This window comes from Aliiroseovarius pelagivivens, assembly GCF_900302485.1.
Classification (GTDB): domain Bacteria; phylum Pseudomonadota; class Alphaproteobacteria; order Rhodobacterales; family Rhodobacteraceae; genus Aliiroseovarius; species Aliiroseovarius pelagivivens.
Genome location: NZ_OMOI01000002.1, coordinates 513,723 through 531,848, shown reverse-complemented (window position 1 = coordinate 531,848; position 18,126 = coordinate 513,723). Strand labels below are relative to the sequence as shown.

The following is an 18,126-nucleotide window of genomic DNA, read 5'->3' as shown; positions in this document are numbered from 1 at the left end:
CATGCGCCCCTCAGCTCGAGATTTAGATCAAATGCGCCCGATTTCAATCGAGACCGGGGTAACAAAACACGCCGAAGGATCTTGCATGATCCGGGTAGGCGATACGCATGTGCTGTGCACCGCCTCGCTGGAAGCGCGCGTTCCCCCGTTTCTTCGCAATACCGGCAAGGGCTGGGTGACTGCGGAATACGGCATGCTGCCCCGTTCGACCGGTTCGCGCATGCGTCGCGAGGCCGCTGCCGGCAAACAGGGCGGCCGTACTGTTGAAATTCAACGCCTGATCGGCCGTTCGCTGCGTGCAGGCATCGATCTGGTGGCCCTGGGCGAACGTCAGATCACCGTGGATTGCGACGTGATCCAAGCCGATGGCGGCACCCGCTGTGCTGCGATCACTGGCGGTTGGGTTGCGCTGCGTTTGGCGGTGAACAAGCTGCTGAAAGCTGGCGACATCACCACCGATCCGCTGATGGATCCGGTCGCTGCCGTTTCCTGCGGTATTTATGCTGGTCAGCCAGTGCTGGATCTGGACTATCCGGAAGACAGCGAAGCCGGTGTTGATGGCAACTTTGTTCTCTGCGGCCCGAAACTGATCGAAGTGCAGATGTCCGCTGAAGGCTCGACCTTCACCCGCGATCAAATGAACCAGTTGATGGATCTGGCCGACAAAGGCGTGTCCGAGCTGGTCGCAGCACAACTTCAGGCGACAGCATAATGCGGAAGTTTGACGGCGATAAACTGGTAGTAGCCACCCACAATGCGGGCAAATTACGCGAGATTTCCGCCTTGTTAGAGCCTTTTGGCATCGCCGTCACCTCTGCTGGCGCTCTGGGATTGGAAGAACCGGAAGAAACCGAAGACACCTTCATCGGCAACGCCCAGATCAAAGCTCATTTCGCCGCCAAAGAAAGCGGATTGCCCGCCCTGTCGGATGACAGCGGCATCATGGTTGACGCGCTGGACGGCGCGCCGGGCGTTTACACCGCAGATTGGGCCGAAACGCCGAACGGGCGTGATTTTCCCATGGCGATGGAAAAAACCTGGACGCTTCTGGAAGAAAAGAACGCGCCCCTGCCCCGCACCGCTCGGTTTTGCTGCACGCTGTGCCTTGCCTGGCCCGACGGACATGACGAGGTTTTCGAAGGCAAAGTCGAAGGATCGCTGACGTGGCCCATGCGCGGCGATCAAGGCTTTGGGTATGACCCGATTTTCGTGCCTGAAGGCTTCGACATCACCTTTGGCGAAATGGATCCAGACAAGAAGCACCAGATGAGCCATCGCGCCGACGCGTTTGCCAAGCTGGTGAAGGGCGCCTTTGCCTGAGAACTGGCAAATCGGCGGCTTCGGGCTGTATGTGCATTGGCCGTTCTGCGCCTCGAAATGCCCCTATTGCGATTTCAACAGCCATGTGGCGACGACAATCGATCAATCCGCGTGGCTTGAGGCCTATCTTGCCGAGTTGCGCCGCGTTGGGGCTGAAACTGAAGGCCGCGTACTGGATTCGATCTATTTCGGTGGCGGCACGCCCAGCCTGATGGCCCCGGAAACCGTGGCCGCGATCATTGATGAGGCAAAGCAACACTGGACCTTTGCCAACGATATCGAGATCACACTAGAGGCCAACCCCAGCTCGATCGAAGCGCAAAACTTCGCTGGATACCGCGATGGCGGCGTAAATCGCGTGTCGATGGGCATTCAGGCTTTGAACAATGACGACCTGCGGAAACTTGGTCGCCTGCACAGTGTGGATGAGGCGAAACAGGCTCTAACGCTGGCGAAATCGCTGTTTTCTCGGGTTAACTTCGACCTGATCTATGCCCGTCAGGATCAAAGTATTGAAGCCTGGGATGAAGAATTGCGCGAAGCGCTCAGCTTCGAGCCGTCACACCTGTCGATGTACCAGCTGACTATCGAACCCGGCACCGCATTCGGCGCACGACATGAAGCTGGAAAGCTTCTGGGCCTTCCGCTTGATGAACAAGCCACTGAAATGTTCTTCCTGACTCAGCGCATTACGCGCGATGCCGGAATTCCGGCCTACGAGGTCTCGAACCACGCGCGACCTGGCGATGAAAGCCGACATAACTTGATTTATTGGCGATCTGGCGACTGGCTGGGGATTGGACCCGGCGCGCATGGGCGCATCACGCTTAACGGAACGCGCTATGCGACGGAAACCGCGCTGGCGCCGAATGAATGGCTGAAAACTGTGTCGCAAGGCAGTGGTGAAAGCCTGCGTGACGTCATTCCGGCCGACGAATGGGCAGCGGAATTCTTGCTGATGGGCCTTCGCACCGCCGAGGGTATCGATCTTGCCCGTCTGAACAAGATCCACGAGAACCCGATTAACGTTAATAAATTCAAAGACTTGATTGAGCTTGATCTGATCGACCTGGACGGGAATACACTTCGGGCGACCGAAAATGGCCGCCCGGTGCTAAATGGTATTCTACGAGAGCTTTTGCCGGATTAAACCGACAACTTGCTGCAAATATCGTCCAGCTGATCCAGATTTTGATAGCGAATGGTGACGGTCCCCGCCTCTCCGCCCGCTTTGTGGTCAATCTGAACCTTCATACCCATCGTCGCCGACAGATCGCCTTCCAGCGCCTTGGTGTCGGCGTCTTTCTCGGCCTTCGGGCTTGCTGGGCGCGGCTTGCTTGGTGCAGATCCCTTCGCCAGCTTCTCGGCAGCGCGCACCGACAGACCTTTATTGATGATCTCGCGCGCCAAGGCCGAGGGATTAACTGCGGTAACCAGTGTCCGCGCGTGTCCGGCTGTCAGTTTTCCGTCGCGCACAAAGGCCTGAACATCATCTGGCAAGTTCAAAAGGCGCAGCAAGTTGGCAATGTGGCTGCGGCTTTTGCCCAGAGCTTCCGAAACTTTTTCCTGCGTATGCCCAAACCGGTCCATCAGATCGCGATAGCCGGCTGCCTCTTCAATAGCATTCAGATCAGCGCGTTGAATGTTCTCGATAATCGCGACTTCCAACGCCTCGGTGTCGGAATATTCTCGAATGATTACAGGAAGTTGGTGAAGTTTCGCCATCTGTGACGCGCGCCAACGGCGTTCGCCCGCGACAATCTCGTACTCATCGTCACTTCCGGGGCGCGGACGCACAATAAGGGGCTGGATAACCCCCTTTTCCTTCACCGAGGCCGCCAGATCATCTAGCTGCTCTGGCGTAAAGGTGCGGCGCGGCTGTTCCGGGTTCGGCTTAACCTTCTCAATCGGAACCATCATATCTGCGCGGCGTGGCTCTGGCGAAGATCCTTTAGGCATTTCTTCGACAGCAACATCCGCCATCAGGGCCGACAAGCCACGTCCCAAGCCGCGATTTTTCTTTGATTTGCTCATTACTCGCCTCCGATCATCGTTTAATCAGTTCCGCCGCCAGATTTCGATAGGCTCGGCTACCTTTGGACGTCGGATCATACATCAAGACCGGCAGCGCGAAAGAGGGCGCCTCGCTGACGCGCACATTGCGCGGAATCATGGTCTTGAAGACCAGTTCGCCCAGGTTCTCGCGCGCGTCGGCCTCGACCTGGCGAGACAGGTTGTTGCGGCTGTCATACATGGTCAACACAACGCCTTCGATTCTGAGCTGCTGATTGGCGGCTTGGCGGACTTCGCGAACGGTCAGAAGAAGCTGTGACAAGCCTTCCAGTGCAAAGAACTCACTTTGAAGCGGGATCAAAACGCTGTCTGCTGCGACCAGTGCATTTACAGTCAGAAGGTTCAAAGAAGGGGGGCAATCAATCAAGATATAGTCGAGGTCGAGCTTAGACAACGCAACATCTCGCAGTGCGTCCCGCAACAGGTGGCTGCGCTTTTCATTCGATACCAGCTCGATATCAGCTGAAGACAGATCAGTTGTCGCCGGTGAAATCAGCAAATGTTCGACGGTGGTTTTGGTAATGACGTCCAGCACGGACGCCTCTTCCAACAAAAGATCGTAAGTGCTCATATCGCGATCATCGGCCGAGACACCCAACCCAGTCGACGCATTGCCCTGCGGGTCCAGATCAATCAAAAGAACACGTTTTCCAGCTTCAGCCAGCCCCGCGCCCAGGTTGATCGTTGTTGTCGTCTTCCCGACGCCGCCTTTCTGATTGGTGATGGCAATAATCTTCGGCCCGCGTTCTTGGAATTGGTCAGACACGTGAGATTTCTCCGATCTTCAGAATAACGGCATTTGGATGGGTCTTGCTGGGATATGTATCAAGCTGAAACGACCAGTTTTCAAGGGCTTCGTGTACTTCCTGGCGATAGTTTTCGCCCTTTGGGAAAATCGCAACGCCGCCGGGCCTTAAGTGGCGCTTGGCAAAGCCACAAAGTGCGTTAAGCGGCGCCAAGGCGCGTGCAGACAGGATATCAGCACTCTGAGGCTCGGCTTTCTCGATTCGTTCTGACCGGACGGTCAATTTAAGATCCAATTCGCGCGCGACGGTCCGCAAGAAGGTCGCCTTACGCAGATCGCTTTCAATACAAGTCATCGAAAGGCCGGGACGAATGTCCTTCGCCATGATCGAAACGACTAGCGCTGGAAGCCCCCCGCCCGATCCGAGGTCACACCATATATTGGGGTTTTCTGGCGCAAGCCCATATATCTGGGCCGAATCAAGAATGTGCCGCGACCAAATCTGCGAAATCGTACTGGGCGAAACCAGATTAATTGCGGTGTTCCACTTGGTCAGCAATGCGACATAGGCCTCGAGTCGCTCGAATGTTTCACGTGAAACATCGACCTGGCTCTGAAATTCGGCGTGATTCATGCTGTGCGCTTCCGCTCGAACTGGCGAATCTTCGACAAAAGAAGCGTCAGCGCTGCAGGGGTCATACCCTCGACCCGGCTGGCATGCGCCAAAGTCCGCGGTCGTGAGGCCTGAAGCTTCGATGCAAGCTCGTTCGAAAGCCCGCTAAACGCTGAATAATCGAAATCTTCCGGAATTACGTGCGCTTCGTCCCGCTTTAGGGCCTCAACATCCTTCTGCTGACGTTCAATATAGTTCGCATAAAGCGCATCCCGGGCGACTTGGAGCTTCACCTCATCATCTATCTGATCAAGAGATTCATCCAACTGAACCAGCTTTTCAAAACTCATGTCGGGGAAGGCAAGAAGCTCGTAAGCGGTGCGTCTTGTACCATCCTTACGTACATTCAGGTCCAAGCCTACTAGATCTTGTGGTGTATAGGTGACTTGCGTCAGCTTGTCTTTCGCTTGCTCCAACGCTTCGCGCTTGGCTTCAAACGCCGTTTTCCGCATTTGCTTTACAAGTCCGAGGTCAATTCCCAAGGGCGTCAGGCGCTGATCCGCATTATCCGCACGAAGCGACAGGCGGTACTCGGCGCGTGATGTGAACATGCGGTAAGGCTCGGTGACGCCGCGCGTGATCAAATCGTCGACCATGACGCCGATATAAGAGTTCGAACGCGAAAAAATCACAGGATCCCTGCCCTGCACCGCAAGCGCTGCATTGGTGCCGGCGACCAGACCTTGCGCTGCAGCTTCTTCGTACCCAGTGGTTCCGTTGATCTGACCAGCAAGATAAAGCCCGGGCACATCCCGAAGCGACAGAGTTTCGGTCAACGAGCGCGGGTCGACGTAGTCATACTCGATGGCATAACCAGGCTGAAGAATCTCAACATTCTCAAGCCCAACGATCGAACGCACGTAATCTTCCTGAACCTCGACCGGTAAAGAGGTGCTGATCCCGTTGGGATACACCGTATCATCGTCCAGCCCCTCTGGTTCGAGGAAAATCTGATGGCTGTCTTTGTCTGCAAAGCGCACGATTTTATCTTCGATTGACGGGCAATATCGCGGCCCAACACCGTCGATGTGGCCGCCATACATGGCCGAGCGGTCCAGATTGGCGCGAATAATGTCATGCGTTTGCATGTTCGTATGCGTGATCCCGCAGGAAATCTGCCGTGCGATTGGCGCCTTATTCATAAAGGAAAACATCGCGGGATCATCGTCGCCCGGCTGCGACGCCAGAATGTCCCAATTGATGGTTTTCCCATTCAGTCGCGGAGGGGTTCCTGTTTTCAGGCGCCCAAGCGGAAGCCCAAAGGAATCAATACGTTCCGCCAGTTTGACCGACGGGCGATCCCCCATGCGGCCGCCTTGGCTTTGCTTGTCGCCGATATGGATAATCCCACGCAAAAACGTGCCTGTAGTCAGCACCACAGCGCCCGCATGCAGCTGCGATCCGTCTTCAAGCACGACACCGCCTACACGGTTTCCGTCCATGATCAGGTCAGTCGTTTCACCTTCGATCAGGGTCAGGCCTTTGGTCGACAGGATCTCGGCAGACATGGCTTTGCGATAGATCGCACGGTCTGCCTGCGCACGCGGGCCTTGTACGGCGGGCCCTTTACGGCGATTCAGCAGACGGAATTGAATGCCCGCTTGGTCAGAAACGCGCCCCATCAAGCCATCAAGCGCATCAATCTCGCGCACCAAATGGCCTTTTCCAAGCCCACCGATAGCGGGGTTACAGGACATCACACCCAGATCTTCTTTACGCAAAGTGATCAATGCGGTGTTTGCACCCATACGCGCAGCAGCGTGGGCAGCGTCGGCACCAGCGTGCCCGCCCCCAACAACAATCACATCGAAATCCAAATGTTTCACGTGAAACACTCCTTCGCTACGCACACGCTATTTTCCCAGACAAAAGCTCGAGAAGATCTCGTCCAGCAGATGCTCTACATCGACATGCCCGACAAGACTATCAAGGGCACGAATGGCAGTTCTGATCTCTTCTGCGGCAAATTCAGCGCGTTCGGGGCCGTGTTGTACCTCGATTCGCGCATCTTCCAAAGAGAACAGGGCACGTTCCATCGCGATACGGTGCCGCTCGCGCGTCGCGATCCCCGCCCCCTGAACACGGGTTTCTAGAACGGACGAGATCTTTTGCACCAGCTGATCCATGCCCTGCCCGGTTTTACCCGAGACAACCAAGTCGCCAGACGCACCCAGATCGGCCTTTCCGTGCACCACAAGATCATCTTTCAACGGGTCCATCGCGGGCCGATCATCGGCCCCTTCCAGCAGGAAGACGCGAATATCCGCAGCCTTTGCGCGCTCAAGCGCCCTAGCCACACCGATGGCTTCAACCTGATCTTGGGTGTCGCGGACACCTGCCGTGTCCAGCACCGTCACAGGAAGCCCTGCAAGCTCCATATGGACCTCAATCACGTCGCGGGTGGTCCCAGCAATATCCGAGGTGATCGCCGCCTCACGCCCTGCCAGCGTGTTTAGAAGCGTGGATTTCCCGGCATTCGGACGACCTACAATCGCCACCTCAAACCCATCACGGATCCGTTCGGCAATGCGCGTACCCGCGGTTTCGCGTTCAAGGCTTTCCAGCGTGGTGTCCAGCAGCGCGTTCACTTCGGGCGAGACATCAACGGGCACGTCTTCATCCGCGAAATCAATGGTGGCTTCCAGCAGTGCAGCCGCACGGATCAGGTCGGTGCGCCACGCCCCAGCGAGGGCGCCCAGAGCGCCAGACAGCACGCCTACGGCCTGCTTGCGCTGTGCCTCGGTCTCGGCATCCAGAAGGTCCGCCAGCCCCTCTACCTGCGCCAGGTCGAGGCATTCGTTTTCAAGCGCGCGGCGGGTGAATTCTCCGGGCTCTGCGGGGCGCAAGCCGTCTTGCTTTGATAGCTCGGCCAGCACGGCACGGACCACAGCCGTCGATCCATGCAATTGAAGCTCGGCTACGTCTTCACCGGTAAAGCTGGAACCTGCTTCGAACAGCAGCACCAAGGCTTCGTCCAGCAACGCCCCGTCCGCATTTACCAGACGGCGCAATCCCGCACGACGCAGTGCAGGTAGATTGCCCGCAAGTGCGCGGACCGCAGAAAACGCGTGTGGCCCGGAAATCCGGACCACCGCGACGCCCGCTTTCCCGCGAGCACTGGCAAGAGCATAGATCGTGTCCATTGGACTAACCTATTGATTTAGTTACATATTAGGTGTTCATCGAGTCGAAGAATTCCGAATTCGACTTGGTCTGCTTCAGCTTAGAAAGCAGGAATTCAACAGCATCCGTGGTACCCATCGGGTTCAGAATGCGGCGCAGAACATAGGTTTTCTGCAGGTCTTTCGGATCGACCAGAAGGTCCTCTTTCCGGGTGCCGGATTTCAGAATGTCGATGGCCGGGAAGACGCGCTTGTCAGCGATCTTGCGATCCAGCACGATCTCGCTGTTGCCGGTGCCTTTGAATTCTTCAAAGATCACTTCGTCCATGCGCGATCCGGTATCGATCAGCGCGGTCGCGATGATGGTCAGCGAGCCGCCCTCTTCGATGTTACGTGCCGCACCAAAGAAACGCTTCGGACGCTGCAGGGCGTTGGCATCTACACCACCGGTCAGAACCTTACCCGATGACGGGACGGTCGTGTTGAACGCACGGCCCAGACGGGTGATCGAGTCCAGCAGGATCACGACGTCGCGCTTGTGTTCGACAAGACGCTTGGCTTTTTCGATCACCATTTCCGACACGGCTACGTGACGCGTTGCAGGTTCGTCGAAGGTCGAGGACACAACCTCGCCTTTCACGGACCGCTGCATGTCCGTCACCTCTTCCGGGCGTTCGTCGATCAGAAGAACGATCAGATAGCACTCGGGGTGGTTCTTTTCGATCGAGTGGGCGATGTTTTGCAGGATCACCGTCTTACCCGTACGCGGCGGCGCCACGATAAGCGAACGCTGGCCTTTCCCGATCGGCGCGACCAGATCGATCACACGGGCCGAGCGGTCTTTGATGGTGGGATCTTCGATCTCCATCTTCAGGCGTTCATCGGGATACAGAGGCGTCAGGTTGTCGAACGCAACCTTGTGTTTTGCATCTTCGGGATCGGCGAAGTTAATCCGTTCGACCTTTGTGATGGCAAAGTAATTCTCGTTGTCACCCGGCGCTTCAATGACAGCTTCGACAGTGTCACCGGTACGCAGCGAGTATTGGCGGATCATGTCAGGCGAAACATAGATGTCATCGGGGCCCGGCAGATAGTTTGCCTCGGGCGAACGCAGGAAGCCAAAGCCGTCTTGCAGCACTTCCAGCACCCCGTCCCCGCCGATGATCCATTCTTCATCAGCACGTTCACGCAGGATCGAGAACATGATGTCCCCTTTGCGCATGGTCGAGGCGTTTTCGATCTCGAGCTCTTCAGCCATAGTAACCAGCTCTTTCGGGCTTTTGGCTTTAAGATCGGCTAGGTTCAGACGGTATTCAGACATGCAAATGCTCGGAAATGGATCATGACGGCGTTTACACGCGGTCTATGTCAAGTTGGGAAAAGGGCATGGCCGGACGGCCTGCTTAGCAGGTCAGATACGCGCTGCACGTCGGCGAGTCAACAAAATCAGTATTTGAACACGACCGAGAAGACGATGACGATCATCAAAAGCGTCGGCAATTCGTTCATCATACGATATCGACGACCGGTCAGCGTGTTGGTACCCGACATGAAATCCTTACGCCGTCCAGCCAGCCACATGTGAAACCATGTCATCGCCAGGATCGAGAACCCCTTGGTCCACGGCCAAATCAGCGACCAGTCGACCACTCCAGGCGTTAGGACAAGGCAAAGACCAAAGATCCACGAGCTGATCATCGCCGGGTTCATGATCGCTTTCAGAAGCCGACGTTCCATCGTCTGGAACAGATCGTCGGTTTCATTGCCCGATCCCACGACCTCGACGTGATAGACGAACAGGCGCGGCAAATAGAACAGACCCGCCATCCAAGCGATCACGGATACGATGTGAAGCGACTTTGTCCAGAAATACGCATCTGACAGAAATTCACCCATTCTAAGCCTCTTATCTGAGTATCCGCTTCGATCTTCATAAATAAAATAAAGAAGAAGAAAAGATGATGTTGTTGTTAGTCCTGTGGATAACGGGGATTATTGATCCATCCCGTGACTTGTTCACAGGTGGACAACTGAAGAACCGGAATCTGGACGGAATCCTTTAAGCCATGTTTCACAGGGTTCTGCAAGAAAACGTCTTGGGGATAAGTACTGGGATGAAATAGCAGGAAATAGATTCGCCCACGGGTGGCGTTTGGCAAAAACCAACAGTGGAAGAATTGTGAAAAGCATCTTAGTAAAGGTCGGACTTATCCAGCTGTTCCGGTGAGGGCCGAGTTATCTGCCGATTCCAGAACAGGATTACACAGAGTTTTTCCACAGGGTTATCACATGACAGCTTCCCTGATCCTGGCGTCCGCTTCGCAGATCCGCGCTGATCTGTTGCGAAACGCAGGTATTGATTTCGACATCATCCCCGCCCGCATCGATGAAGAGATGATCCGCGCCTCGCTTGAGGCTGAAGGCGCCAGCCCGCGCGACCTTGCTGACGCACTGGCCGAGTTCAAAGCCCGTAAGATCAGCGAGAAACACCCGGGGTCTCTGGTGCTGGGCTGTGATCAGGTGGCCGAGCTGGACCAGAACGTGTTGTCCAAGCCAAAAGACCCGGAAGATGCGCGTGCGCAGTTGGCGGCGATGTCCGGCAAAGTGCATCGGCTGCTTTCTGCCGCAGTGCTTTATGAAGATGGCAAGCCAATCTGGCGGCATGTTGGGCTTGTTCGATTGAAAATGCGTGAATTATCAATAACTTACATAGATGACTATGTAGATCGGAACTGGGATAGCATCCGCCATTCCGTTGGTGCGTATAAGCTGGAAGAAGAAGGCGTCCGCCTGTTTGCCAAGGTGGACGGCGACTATTTCAATGTGTTGGGTTTGCCCCTGACCGAGCTTCTGTCATATCTGATCGTGCGAGGAGATCTGAAGATATGAGCGACACACGAATTCCCCTGGCGGGCGTCATTGGAAACCCGATCGAGCACTCTCTGTCCCCAAGGCTGCATGGTCATTGGCTGCACACTATGGGGATCGCGGGCCACTACATTCCGATGCGGGTCGAGGTTGATGAACTGGAAACAGTCATTCGGACGCTGCCAAAGGCCGGGTTTGTTGGTCTGAACGTCACCATTCCGCATAAAGAAACCGTATTGAAGATGGCCGACATCGTTACAGACCGCGCGGCGCTGATCGGGGCGGCGAATACGCTGATCTTCCGCGATGATGGCAAGATCCACGCAGACAACACCGATGGCTACGGGTTTACACAGAACCTGCGCCAATCCGCGCCGGAATGGGCGCCGGAAACTGGACCGGCCGCCGTTTTCGGCGCTGGCGGCGCGGCGCGTGCCATTTTGGCATCGCTGATCGAGCTTGGCGTGCCCGAAATTCGCCTGTCCAACCGCACCCGTGCCCGTGCGGATGCCTTGCGTGCCGAATTCGGTGCGCGGATCGTTGTCTATGACTGGGTCAAGGCGGGCAACATGCTGGATGGCGCGGTGACGGTGGTGAACACCTCGTCGTTGGGTATGACCGGAAAACCCGAGTTTCGCGTGCCGCTGGATGGGCTGATGCCCGGCGCTGTCGTGAATGATCTGGTCTATTCGCCGCTGAAAACCGATTTCTTGCAACAGGCCGAGGCCGCTGGCTGTCACGTGGTCGATGGTCTTGGAATGTTGCTGCATCAGGCGGTTCCGGGGTTCGAGCGCTGGTTCGGCACGCGCCCCGCCGTCGATGATGCCCTCCGCCACGCGGTTTTGGGCGCATGAGCGGGCCGTATATCATCGGGCTGACGGGCTCGATTGGGATGGGAAAGTCCACCACCGCGAAAATGTTCGATGACGCTGGCGTTCCGATCTGGGACGCGGATGCGGCCGTACATCGGATCTATGACGTAGGCGGCGCGGCGGTCGAGCCGATCCGGGCAGTTTGTCCTGACGCGATCCTTGATGGCGCGGTCAGCCGTGACGCGCTGAAAAACTGGATGTCGAAAGACACAAATGCGCTGAAAAAACTGGAAGAGATCGTGCATCCGCTGGTTGCTCAGGATCGGGCAGAGTTTCTAGCCGATAGCTCCTCCCCCATTGTCCTTCTGGACATGCCGCTTCTGTTTGAAATCGGCGCGCATGAACATGTGGATCTGGTCGTCGTCGTCTCGGCCCCTGCAGAACTTCAGCGCGCCCGCGTTCTGGAACGTGGCACCATGACAGAAGCTCAATTCGAGACTATTCTGGCCAAACAGGTGCCCGATGCCGACAAACGTGCCCGCGCGGATGTGATCATCCCGACCGAAACATTGGACGGCGCGCGAGCCGCGGTGGATCAGGTCATCGCACATGTGAAGGAACAGTTGGATGCGTGAGATCGTCCTTGATACTGAAACCACTGGTTTTGACCCGGTAAGCGGTGACCGGATTGTGGAAATCGGGTGTCTTGAGCTGATGAATCACATGCCCACCGGGCAGACATATCACCAGTATATCAATCCCGAACGCGGTATGCCGGACGAGGCATTTGGCGTTCACGGCATTGGTCCGGACCTTCTGGCCAGCCCCCGCCCCGCCGAACCGGGCGAAGTGATCCTGAGGGATAAACCTGTTTTCAAAGAGGTCGGACAAGCGTTTTTGGATTTCATCGGCGACGCCAAATTGGTGATCCACAATGCCAGCTTCGACATGAAATTCCTAAATGCCGAGCTGAAATGGATGGGCCTTCCGCAAATCCCGTGGGAGCGCGCATTGGACACGCTTGCCATGGCCCGCAGCAAGTTTCCCGGCGCGCCCGCGTCGTTGGACGCGTTGTGCCGCCGTTATGCGATCGACAACTCGTCACGAACGCTTCACGGCGCGCTATTGGACAGTGAAATTCTGGCTGAAGTCTATTTGGAACTGATCGGCGGACGGCAGCCCGACCTTGTTCTGGCCGGTAATCAGGCGTCTTCGGGTGATGGCGGCGCAAATGACGATTGGCGCCCACGCCCGCGTCCTGAACCTCTGCCCTTGCGGATCAGCGAAAAAGAAACCGCCGCCCATGATGCTTTTGTGGAAAAGCTGGGCGACGGCGCAATTTGGAAGAAGTTTCAGTAACTTCTTGGCACGTTAGCTTACAGGCGAGTTTGCCTGCTCGGCTGCGGCGCGGCGTTCGATTTCCTGACGGTACAGGGCCAGGAAGTCGACGGTGTCCAGGTTCAGCGGCGGGAAGCCACCGTCACGGGTGACGTCCGACACGATGCGGCGCACAAACGGGAACAGCATGCGCGGGCATTCGATCATCAGGAACGGGTGCAGCTGCTCTTCCGGTACGTTTTCAACGTGGAAGATGCCCGAATATTCCAGCTCCATCAGGAACAGCTGGTCGCCGTTTGCCTTGTTTTTCGAGCCGATCGTGTATTTCGTGATCACTTCATACTGGTGATCCGTCGGGCGCTTTTTGGCGTCCAGCGCAACTTCGACGTTGATGTCGGGCTGAACTTCACCCTGAACGCCTTTTTGCGCCAGAATGTTTTCAAACGACATATCGCGAATGAACTGACCCAGAACCTGCATTTTGGGTTGAACGGGGGGCGTCTGCGTTGTGGCTTCGTCGGCCATGGTTGTCTCCTTCGGGAAAAACTGTCGGAAATGTCCTTAGCAGGTTGGGCGGGGACCCTCAACAAAGGGTTTCGTCAGATGAAATTTGAGGCTATCAGCGCCGCATGACGACGATGATCCCCACTTGGGTGGACGGCACCCTGACCCCGGTCGAAAAGCTTGAAGCACATGTGAAAGGGCTTCGGCACAAAGCAGTGTCAGTATTTCTGATTTGCGAGGATCAGGTGCTGATCCAGCAGCGCGCGGCCGAGAAATATCACACGCCGAACCTGTGGGCGAACACCTGCTGCACCCATCCGCATTGGGACGAAGATCCGCGTGAATGCGCAATTCGACGGCTGGATGAGGAACTTGGGATCAAGGGCGTCGATCCGGTATGGGTCGAAAATCTGGAATATCGTGCCGATGTAGGCGGCGGATTGATCGAACACGAGGTCGTCGATCTGTTCATCATTCACTGCGAAACCCGCCCAGATCTGGACCTGAACCCGGACGAGGTTCAGGCTGTGGACTGGCTGGATCGCGCCGAACTAGAGACGAAAATCGCGGAGAACCCCGATCAATTCACCCCGTGGCTGAAGATCTATATGGCGAAGCATTCGACTTCAGTGTTTGGTCCAGCCTGACGGCCCCTCTACGCCGGGGCGGGTCGGACGCTTCTCGGGTGTCACATCGGTGAAATCCCCGTCAATCACGTCTTCTTCCTGTCCGGGCCGGCGGCGCACATCTTGATCAGCCATTCCCCCCATCGAGAACGTTTGAACTTGCACACGTGATCGCGCCCATTTGAACACAGCGCTGCGCACACCGGGGATCAGCAGGGCAAACCCGACGAAATCGGTGAAAAATCCGGGCGTCAGCAGCAATGCGCCTGAGAATAGGATCATTGCGCCGTGGGCCAAAGGCTCGGTCGGATCATTCAACTGCCCGAAACTGTCACGCAGTTGTGACATCGCAAGCGCCCCCTGCGCGCGCATCAACTGGGTTCCGACAATTGCGGTCAAAACAACGATAGCAAGGGTCCACCATAGACCAATCGCACCGCCCACCTGTATGAACAGGGCGATCTCGATCAGGGGTACGGCGATGAACAACGCAAAAAGCCACATGGCAAAAGATCTCCTTTTCGTGTGACCGGTGGACTTGGCCCGGTACTGCACCTACATATGTCACCGATGAACGCGTTTCCATATGGCGCTTGAAATGAGGTATCCATGAGCTCTTCCCTGATCCAGCTTCTTGTACTGGCCGGTATTGCCCTGTTTTTGATTTTGCGCCTGCGCGATGTGCTAGGCACGCGCGAGGGGTTCGAGAAACCCGTCGTGCCGCGTCAGGATGATCGACGGCTGGATCGCAACAGCCTTGAAGTGATCGAAGGTGGCCCGGATCGGGACATTCTTGACCACGCCGAAGAAGGCAGCCCGTCGGCCTTGGCGCTGGCCGCCATGAAAACAAACGAACCCAGCTTTAATGTTGGCGAGTTTCTGGGCGGTGCGCGCGGTGCTTACGAAATGATCCTGATGGGTTTCGAAGCCGGCGACATGTCAAAGATCAAGCCGTTCCTGTCGGATGATGTTTATGAAACCTTCGCCAGCGTTGTTGAAGCGCGTGAAGAGCAAGGCCTGTCGGTTGAAGCCAACTTTGTCGGTATTCGCGAGCTAAAGCTGGAAGAAGCCGCTTTTGACACCACCACGCGCGAAGGCGAGATCACTGTGCGGTTTGTGGGCGAACTGACGTCGGTTGTGCGCGACAAGGGTGGCGACATCATCGAAGGCAACCCCAACGAAGTGAAGCGCCAGAAAGACATCTGGACTTTCGCCCGCATCATGGGGTCGGACAACCCGAACTGGCAACTTGTCGCCACGGGTGGCTGATGCTTCGGGGGCTGGCATGTGCGCTGGCCCTTTTGGCCGTGCCCGCCTATGCGGGTCTTGATGACGCGCGCATCACTTTGGTTCCATTTGAAGAGCTTGATGGTTGGGAAGATGACAACCATCAAGACGCACTGCGCGTGTTTCTGGATACCTGCCGGGATCTGGATGAACCGCAATGGCGCCCGATCTGTGCCTTGGCGCAGACGCAGGACGACGGAAAAGCCTTTTTCGAACTGTTCTTCCGCCCCCTGCTGATCGAAGACGGCAACGCCCCCCTATTCACCGCATATTTTGAACCCGAGCTGAAAGGCTCGCGGCATGAGACATCGGTCTATCGTTATCCGGTCTATGCCAAACCTGCCGAAGCCACCGGCCAAGTCTGGCTGCCACGTCGCGATATCGAAGAAGGCGGCGCCATAAAGGGTCGCGGGCTCGAGATCGCTTGGGTTGCCGATCCGGTGGACCTTCAATTCCTGCAAATTCAGGGATCCGGGCGCATTCGCTTGCCAGATGGCGGCAGTATTCGTCTGGGCTATGGCGGATCAAACGGGCACAGCTTCAAATCGCTTGGGAAAGAGCTGGTCCGGCGCGGTGTGTATAACGAACACCAAGTCTCGCAGGCGGTGATCCGCAACTGGGTGCGACGTAACCCAGAGGCCGGGCACGATCTTTTGATGTCGAACCCCTCGTATGTGTTCTTTCGCAAGATCGGTGATGTTTCGGCCAGTAAGGGTCCGCTTGGGGCGATGAACCGGTCGATTACGGCGCATCGGTCGTTGGCAGTTGATCCGAAATATACTCCACTGGGCGCCCCGATCTGGTTGGAAAAAGACGGGGCCGAGCCGTTCCGCCGTTTGATGGTGGCACAGGACACGGGGTCTCGGGTCAAGGGCGCGCAGCGGGCTGACATCTTCTGGGGCACCGGGGATCAGGCCGGAAAGCTGGCGGGCAAGATCAAAGACGACGGGCGCATGTTTGTACTGCTTCCCATCCAGCGCGCCTATGCGCTGCTGCCCGAGGATCAGTGATATGGCGAAGCGACCCAAAAAACTGAGCGATGACGACAAAGCCCTGTGGCAGAAGGTGACGGAAAGCACGATACGGTTGCGCCCACCGAAGCCCTCGGTTGGAAAAATAGACACTATTCCAGCTGAACCCATTCGACAGCCACCCAAGCCTGTCAAAGTAACGCATCCGAAGTTCCGCGTGGGTGAAAGGGTAAAGAAGCCCGGAAACCCCAACGATCTGGCCCCCTCGATGCGCGACCAGGTCGCCACGCATCCTGTGGCGATGGATCGCAACACCTTTGGTAAAATGAAAAAGGGCCGCCTTGCCCCCGAGGCGCGGATCGACCTTCACGGTATGACCATCGCGCAGGCGCACCCGGTGCTAACTCGATTTATCCTGAACGCGATTGATGCCGACCGACGGCTTGTTCTGGTGATCACCGGAAAAGGAAAACACAAGGATGACGGAGGGCCGATCCCGGTGCGTCACGGCGTTCTGCGTCATCAAGTGCCGCATTGGCTGAACACTGTACCGCTGCGCCAACACGTCCTGCAGATTACAGAAGCCCACCTGAAACATGGCGGGCAAGGCGCGTACTACGTCTATCTGCGCAGGCGGCGTTAGGGTGTGCCGTTCGGGATCACCAAGCGGGTTGCGTTCTGAACCACCAGGACAGTACCGGGCAATAGTCCCGGCTGAACGGTTGGGCTGGCACTGATTGCGGCCGACAGGTTTGGAATGCTGTTGATCAGACGCAAGAACGCGGGCGAAGCGAAGGCGACGCTGTGGTCAGCCTCGCCGTCGCTGAAGGCCGACAGGTCAACAAGGGTTACATCCAATTCCGCCAGTTCTGCCACGTCTGTGGTGTTGCCAAGCCGAGTTGTCTGGCCGGTCAGTCGTGCAGAGAGCTGCAACGCGCGGTCGCGCGATGAGGTGAAGATAAAGAAGGGCTGAGGCAGCTTTCCGATGCGCTTTGCCTGCTGTCTGAACAGGTCCAAATCGATATCTGGCGAGATCAGGACCACGCCGCCAATTTTGCTAAGCCCTTTCTGACCATCGGCAATCGCCATTTGGCGCAAGGCCTCCATCGACAACAGCGCGCCCATTGAGTGACCGACCAGCAAAACCTCATCCACGCCGGACCGCGAGACGGATCGTAATGTCGCCTCAAGCCCATCGCGCGCATAGAGCATCGAGTCGCGGTCATATCCATAGCCCAGAGGGTGCCCGGCGCTGGGCCAAGAATAGTGGACAGGTAGGAAGGGCAGATCGAGATCCGCGTTTAGCTGTGCAAAACGATACAGCCCTTCTGAAAAACGGTTGTTGAAGCCGTGCACAAATACTGTCGCGGTACGTTCCTCGCCACGCCGTCCCCGCAAGGTGCGTGACATTGCAGCCTCAAACGCGCGCCGCGATGCGAAGCGCTCGTAATTGTCGACAAGGAAGTGTTCTGAGGGGTCCGGGGTCGCGCGATGCGGCCAGTTTATCTCGCCGGGCTCGCGGTTTTCCGGGATTGAAACACCAACATGCCCGAACAACAGCTCACCACCTCGGTTGCTGGTCGGCGCACCATCTTCGTCAAGCTCACGGGTGGAAGCGACAAAGATGTTTTGAACGTCACCAGTTTGTCCGGCACCGGGAAAATAGGTAATTGTGCCGCGCGGGGCACAGGCGGAAAGGGCTAAAACAACAGATAGAACAAGAAAGCGCACGGGGCAGTCCTTTGAAACACAGCTAATGGATAGCCGACCGAACTGCCCCTGCCTAG

General features: G+C 56.8%; 21 protein-coding genes. 11 read left to right on the top strand and 10 right to left on the bottom strand.

Annotated features, from left to right (window positions below):
• The first annotated feature begins 1 nt into the window (after window position 1).
• From rph to hemW, 3 genes are read left to right on the top strand one after another with little or no spacing between them, the layout of a single operon-like run.
• Window positions 2–712, top strand: a complete 711-nt coding sequence (gene rph, locus ALP8811_RS14760; RefSeq protein ID WP_108858022.1) for a ribonuclease PH — start codon at window positions 2–4, stop codon at window positions 710–712.
• Complete coding sequence (rdgB, locus tag ALP8811_RS14755) at window positions 712–1,320, top strand: RdgB/HAM1 family non-canonical purine NTP pyrophosphatase (protein ID WP_181363783.1); 609 nt, start codon at window positions 712–714, stop codon at window positions 1,318–1,320. The genes rph and rdgB overlap by 1 nt, the downstream gene beginning before the upstream one ends.
• Window positions 1,313–2,470 carry a radical SAM family heme chaperone HemW gene (gene hemW, locus ALP8811_RS14750; RefSeq protein ID WP_108858020.1) on the top strand — a complete coding sequence of 386 codons (1,158 nt, stop codon included), beginning with the start codon at window positions 1,313–1,315 and terminating at the stop codon, window positions 2,468–2,470. Before rdgB ends, hemW begins: the two co-directional genes overlap by 8 nt.
• Here the strand turns inward: hemW and ALP8811_RS14745 are convergent.
• The 7 genes from ALP8811_RS14745 to ALP8811_RS14715 form a co-directional block, all read right to left on the bottom strand.
• A complete protein-coding gene (locus tag ALP8811_RS14745; RefSeq protein WP_108858019.1) occupies window positions 2,467–3,354 on the bottom strand; it encodes a ParB/RepB/Spo0J family partition protein in 888 nt (295 codons plus the stop codon). The two genes, hemW and ALP8811_RS14745, sit on opposite strands and share 4 nt — an antisense overlap.
• A gap of 13 nt (window positions 3,355–3,367) precedes the next feature.
• Complete coding sequence (locus tag ALP8811_RS14740; protein ID WP_108858018.1) at window positions 3,368–4,159, bottom strand: ParA family protein; 792 nt, start codon at window positions 4,157–4,159, stop codon at window positions 3,368–3,370.
• Window positions 4,152–4,772, bottom strand: coding sequence for a 16S rRNA (guanine(527)-N(7))-methyltransferase RsmG (gene rsmG / locus ALP8811_RS14735; RefSeq protein ID WP_108858017.1), 621 nt, complete (start codon window positions 4,770–4,772; stop codon window positions 4,152–4,154). Before rsmG ends, ALP8811_RS14740 begins: the two co-directional genes overlap by 8 nt.
• Window positions 4,769–6,637, bottom strand: a complete 1,869-nt coding sequence (gene mnmG / locus ALP8811_RS14730; RefSeq protein WP_108858016.1) for a tRNA uridine-5-carboxymethylaminomethyl(34) synthesis enzyme MnmG — start codon at window positions 6,635–6,637, stop codon at window positions 4,769–4,771. The genes rsmG and mnmG overlap by 4 nt, the downstream gene beginning before the upstream one ends.
• 27 nt (window positions 6,638–6,664) lie before the next feature.
• Entirely contained in the window at window positions 6,665–7,954 is a 1,290-nt protein-coding gene (mnmE, locus tag ALP8811_RS14725; protein WP_108858015.1) for a tRNA uridine-5-carboxymethylaminomethyl(34) synthesis GTPase MnmE, read from the bottom strand.
• Window positions 7,955–7,982: 28 nt separating this feature from the next.
• Window positions 7,983–9,254, bottom strand: a complete 1,272-nt coding sequence (gene rho / locus ALP8811_RS14720) for a transcription termination factor Rho (protein ID WP_108858014.1) — start codon at window positions 9,252–9,254, stop codon at window positions 7,983–7,985.
• 125 nt (window positions 9,255–9,379) lie between these two features.
• The gene (locus ALP8811_RS14715; protein ID WP_108858013.1) at window positions 9,380–9,829 is read right to left on the bottom strand and encodes a CopD family protein; all 450 of its coding nucleotides are present in this window, start codon (window positions 9,827–9,829) and stop codon (window positions 9,380–9,382) included.
• A 393-nt stretch (window positions 9,830–10,222) separates the two neighbouring features.
• Here ALP8811_RS14715 and ALP8811_RS14710 point away from each other — a divergent pair, with 393 nt between their 5' ends.
• The 4 genes from ALP8811_RS14710 to dnaQ are packed head-to-tail and all read left to right on the top strand — an operon-like array spanning window position 10,223 to window position 12,972.
• A complete protein-coding gene (locus ALP8811_RS14710; RefSeq protein WP_108858012.1) occupies window positions 10,223–10,822 on the top strand; it encodes a Maf family protein in 600 nt (199 codons plus the stop codon).
• Window positions 10,819–11,655, top strand: coding sequence for a shikimate dehydrogenase (locus tag ALP8811_RS14705; RefSeq protein ID WP_108858011.1), 837 nt, complete (start codon window positions 10,819–10,821; stop codon window positions 11,653–11,655). Before ALP8811_RS14710 ends, ALP8811_RS14705 begins: the two co-directional genes overlap by 4 nt.
• Window positions 11,652–12,248 carry a dephospho-CoA kinase gene (gene coaE, locus ALP8811_RS14700; protein WP_108858010.1) on the top strand — a complete coding sequence of 199 codons (597 nt, stop codon included), beginning with the start codon at window positions 11,652–11,654 and terminating at the stop codon, window positions 12,246–12,248. The genes ALP8811_RS14705 and coaE overlap by 4 nt, the downstream gene beginning before the upstream one ends.
• The gene (gene dnaQ / locus ALP8811_RS14695; RefSeq protein ID WP_108858009.1) at window positions 12,241–12,972 is read left to right on the top strand and encodes a DNA polymerase III subunit epsilon; all 732 of its coding nucleotides are present in this window, start codon (window positions 12,241–12,243) and stop codon (window positions 12,970–12,972) included. The genes coaE and dnaQ overlap by 8 nt, the downstream gene beginning before the upstream one ends.
• Before the next feature lie 12 nt (window positions 12,973–12,984).
• Here the strand turns inward: dnaQ and secB are convergent, their stop codons facing one another.
• Complete coding sequence (gene secB / locus ALP8811_RS14690; RefSeq protein ID WP_108858008.1) at window positions 12,985–13,476, bottom strand: protein-export chaperone SecB; 492 nt, start codon at window positions 13,474–13,476, stop codon at window positions 12,985–12,987.
• A 104-nt stretch (window positions 13,477–13,580) separates the two neighbouring features.
• Between secB and idi the strand changes: the two genes are divergently transcribed.
• Complete coding sequence (gene idi, locus ALP8811_RS14685; protein ID WP_108858007.1) at window positions 13,581–14,102, top strand: isopentenyl-diphosphate delta-isomerase; 522 nt, start codon at window positions 13,581–13,583, stop codon at window positions 14,100–14,102.
• Here idi and ALP8811_RS14680 read toward each other — a convergent pair.
• A complete protein-coding gene (locus ALP8811_RS14680) occupies window positions 14,082–14,585 on the bottom strand; it encodes an FxsA family protein (protein WP_108858006.1) in 504 nt (167 codons plus the stop codon). The two genes, idi and ALP8811_RS14680, sit on opposite strands and share 21 nt — an antisense overlap.
• A gap of 105 nt (window positions 14,586–14,690) precedes the next feature.
• On the opposite strand from ALP8811_RS14680, the gene ALP8811_RS14675 reads away from it, so the two are divergent.
• The 3 genes from ALP8811_RS14675 to ALP8811_RS14665 are packed head-to-tail and all read left to right on the top strand — an operon-like array spanning window position 14,691 to window position 16,982.
• On the top strand, window positions 14,691–15,350 hold the full coding sequence (locus ALP8811_RS14675) for a Tim44/TimA family putative adaptor protein (RefSeq protein ID WP_108858005.1): 660 nt from the start codon (window positions 14,691–14,693) through the stop codon (window positions 15,348–15,350).
• Window positions 15,350–16,378, top strand: coding sequence for a murein transglycosylase A (mltA, locus tag ALP8811_RS14670; protein ID WP_108858004.1), 1,029 nt, complete (start codon window positions 15,350–15,352; stop codon window positions 16,376–16,378). Before ALP8811_RS14675 ends, mltA begins: the two co-directional genes overlap by 1 nt.
• Window position 16,379: 1 nt before the next feature.
• Complete coding sequence (locus tag ALP8811_RS14665; protein ID WP_108858003.1) at window positions 16,380–16,982, top strand: Smr/MutS family protein; 603 nt, start codon at window positions 16,380–16,382, stop codon at window positions 16,980–16,982.
• On the opposite strand, the gene ALP8811_RS14660 is transcribed toward ALP8811_RS14665, so the two are convergent.
• Window positions 16,979–18,070 (bottom strand): alpha/beta hydrolase, encoded by a 1,092-nt coding sequence (locus tag ALP8811_RS14660; RefSeq protein WP_108858002.1) that lies wholly within the window; start codon window positions 18,068–18,070, stop codon window positions 16,979–16,981. The two genes, ALP8811_RS14665 and ALP8811_RS14660, sit on opposite strands and share 4 nt — an antisense overlap.
• Between the last annotated feature and the right edge of the window lie 56 nt (window positions 18,071–18,126).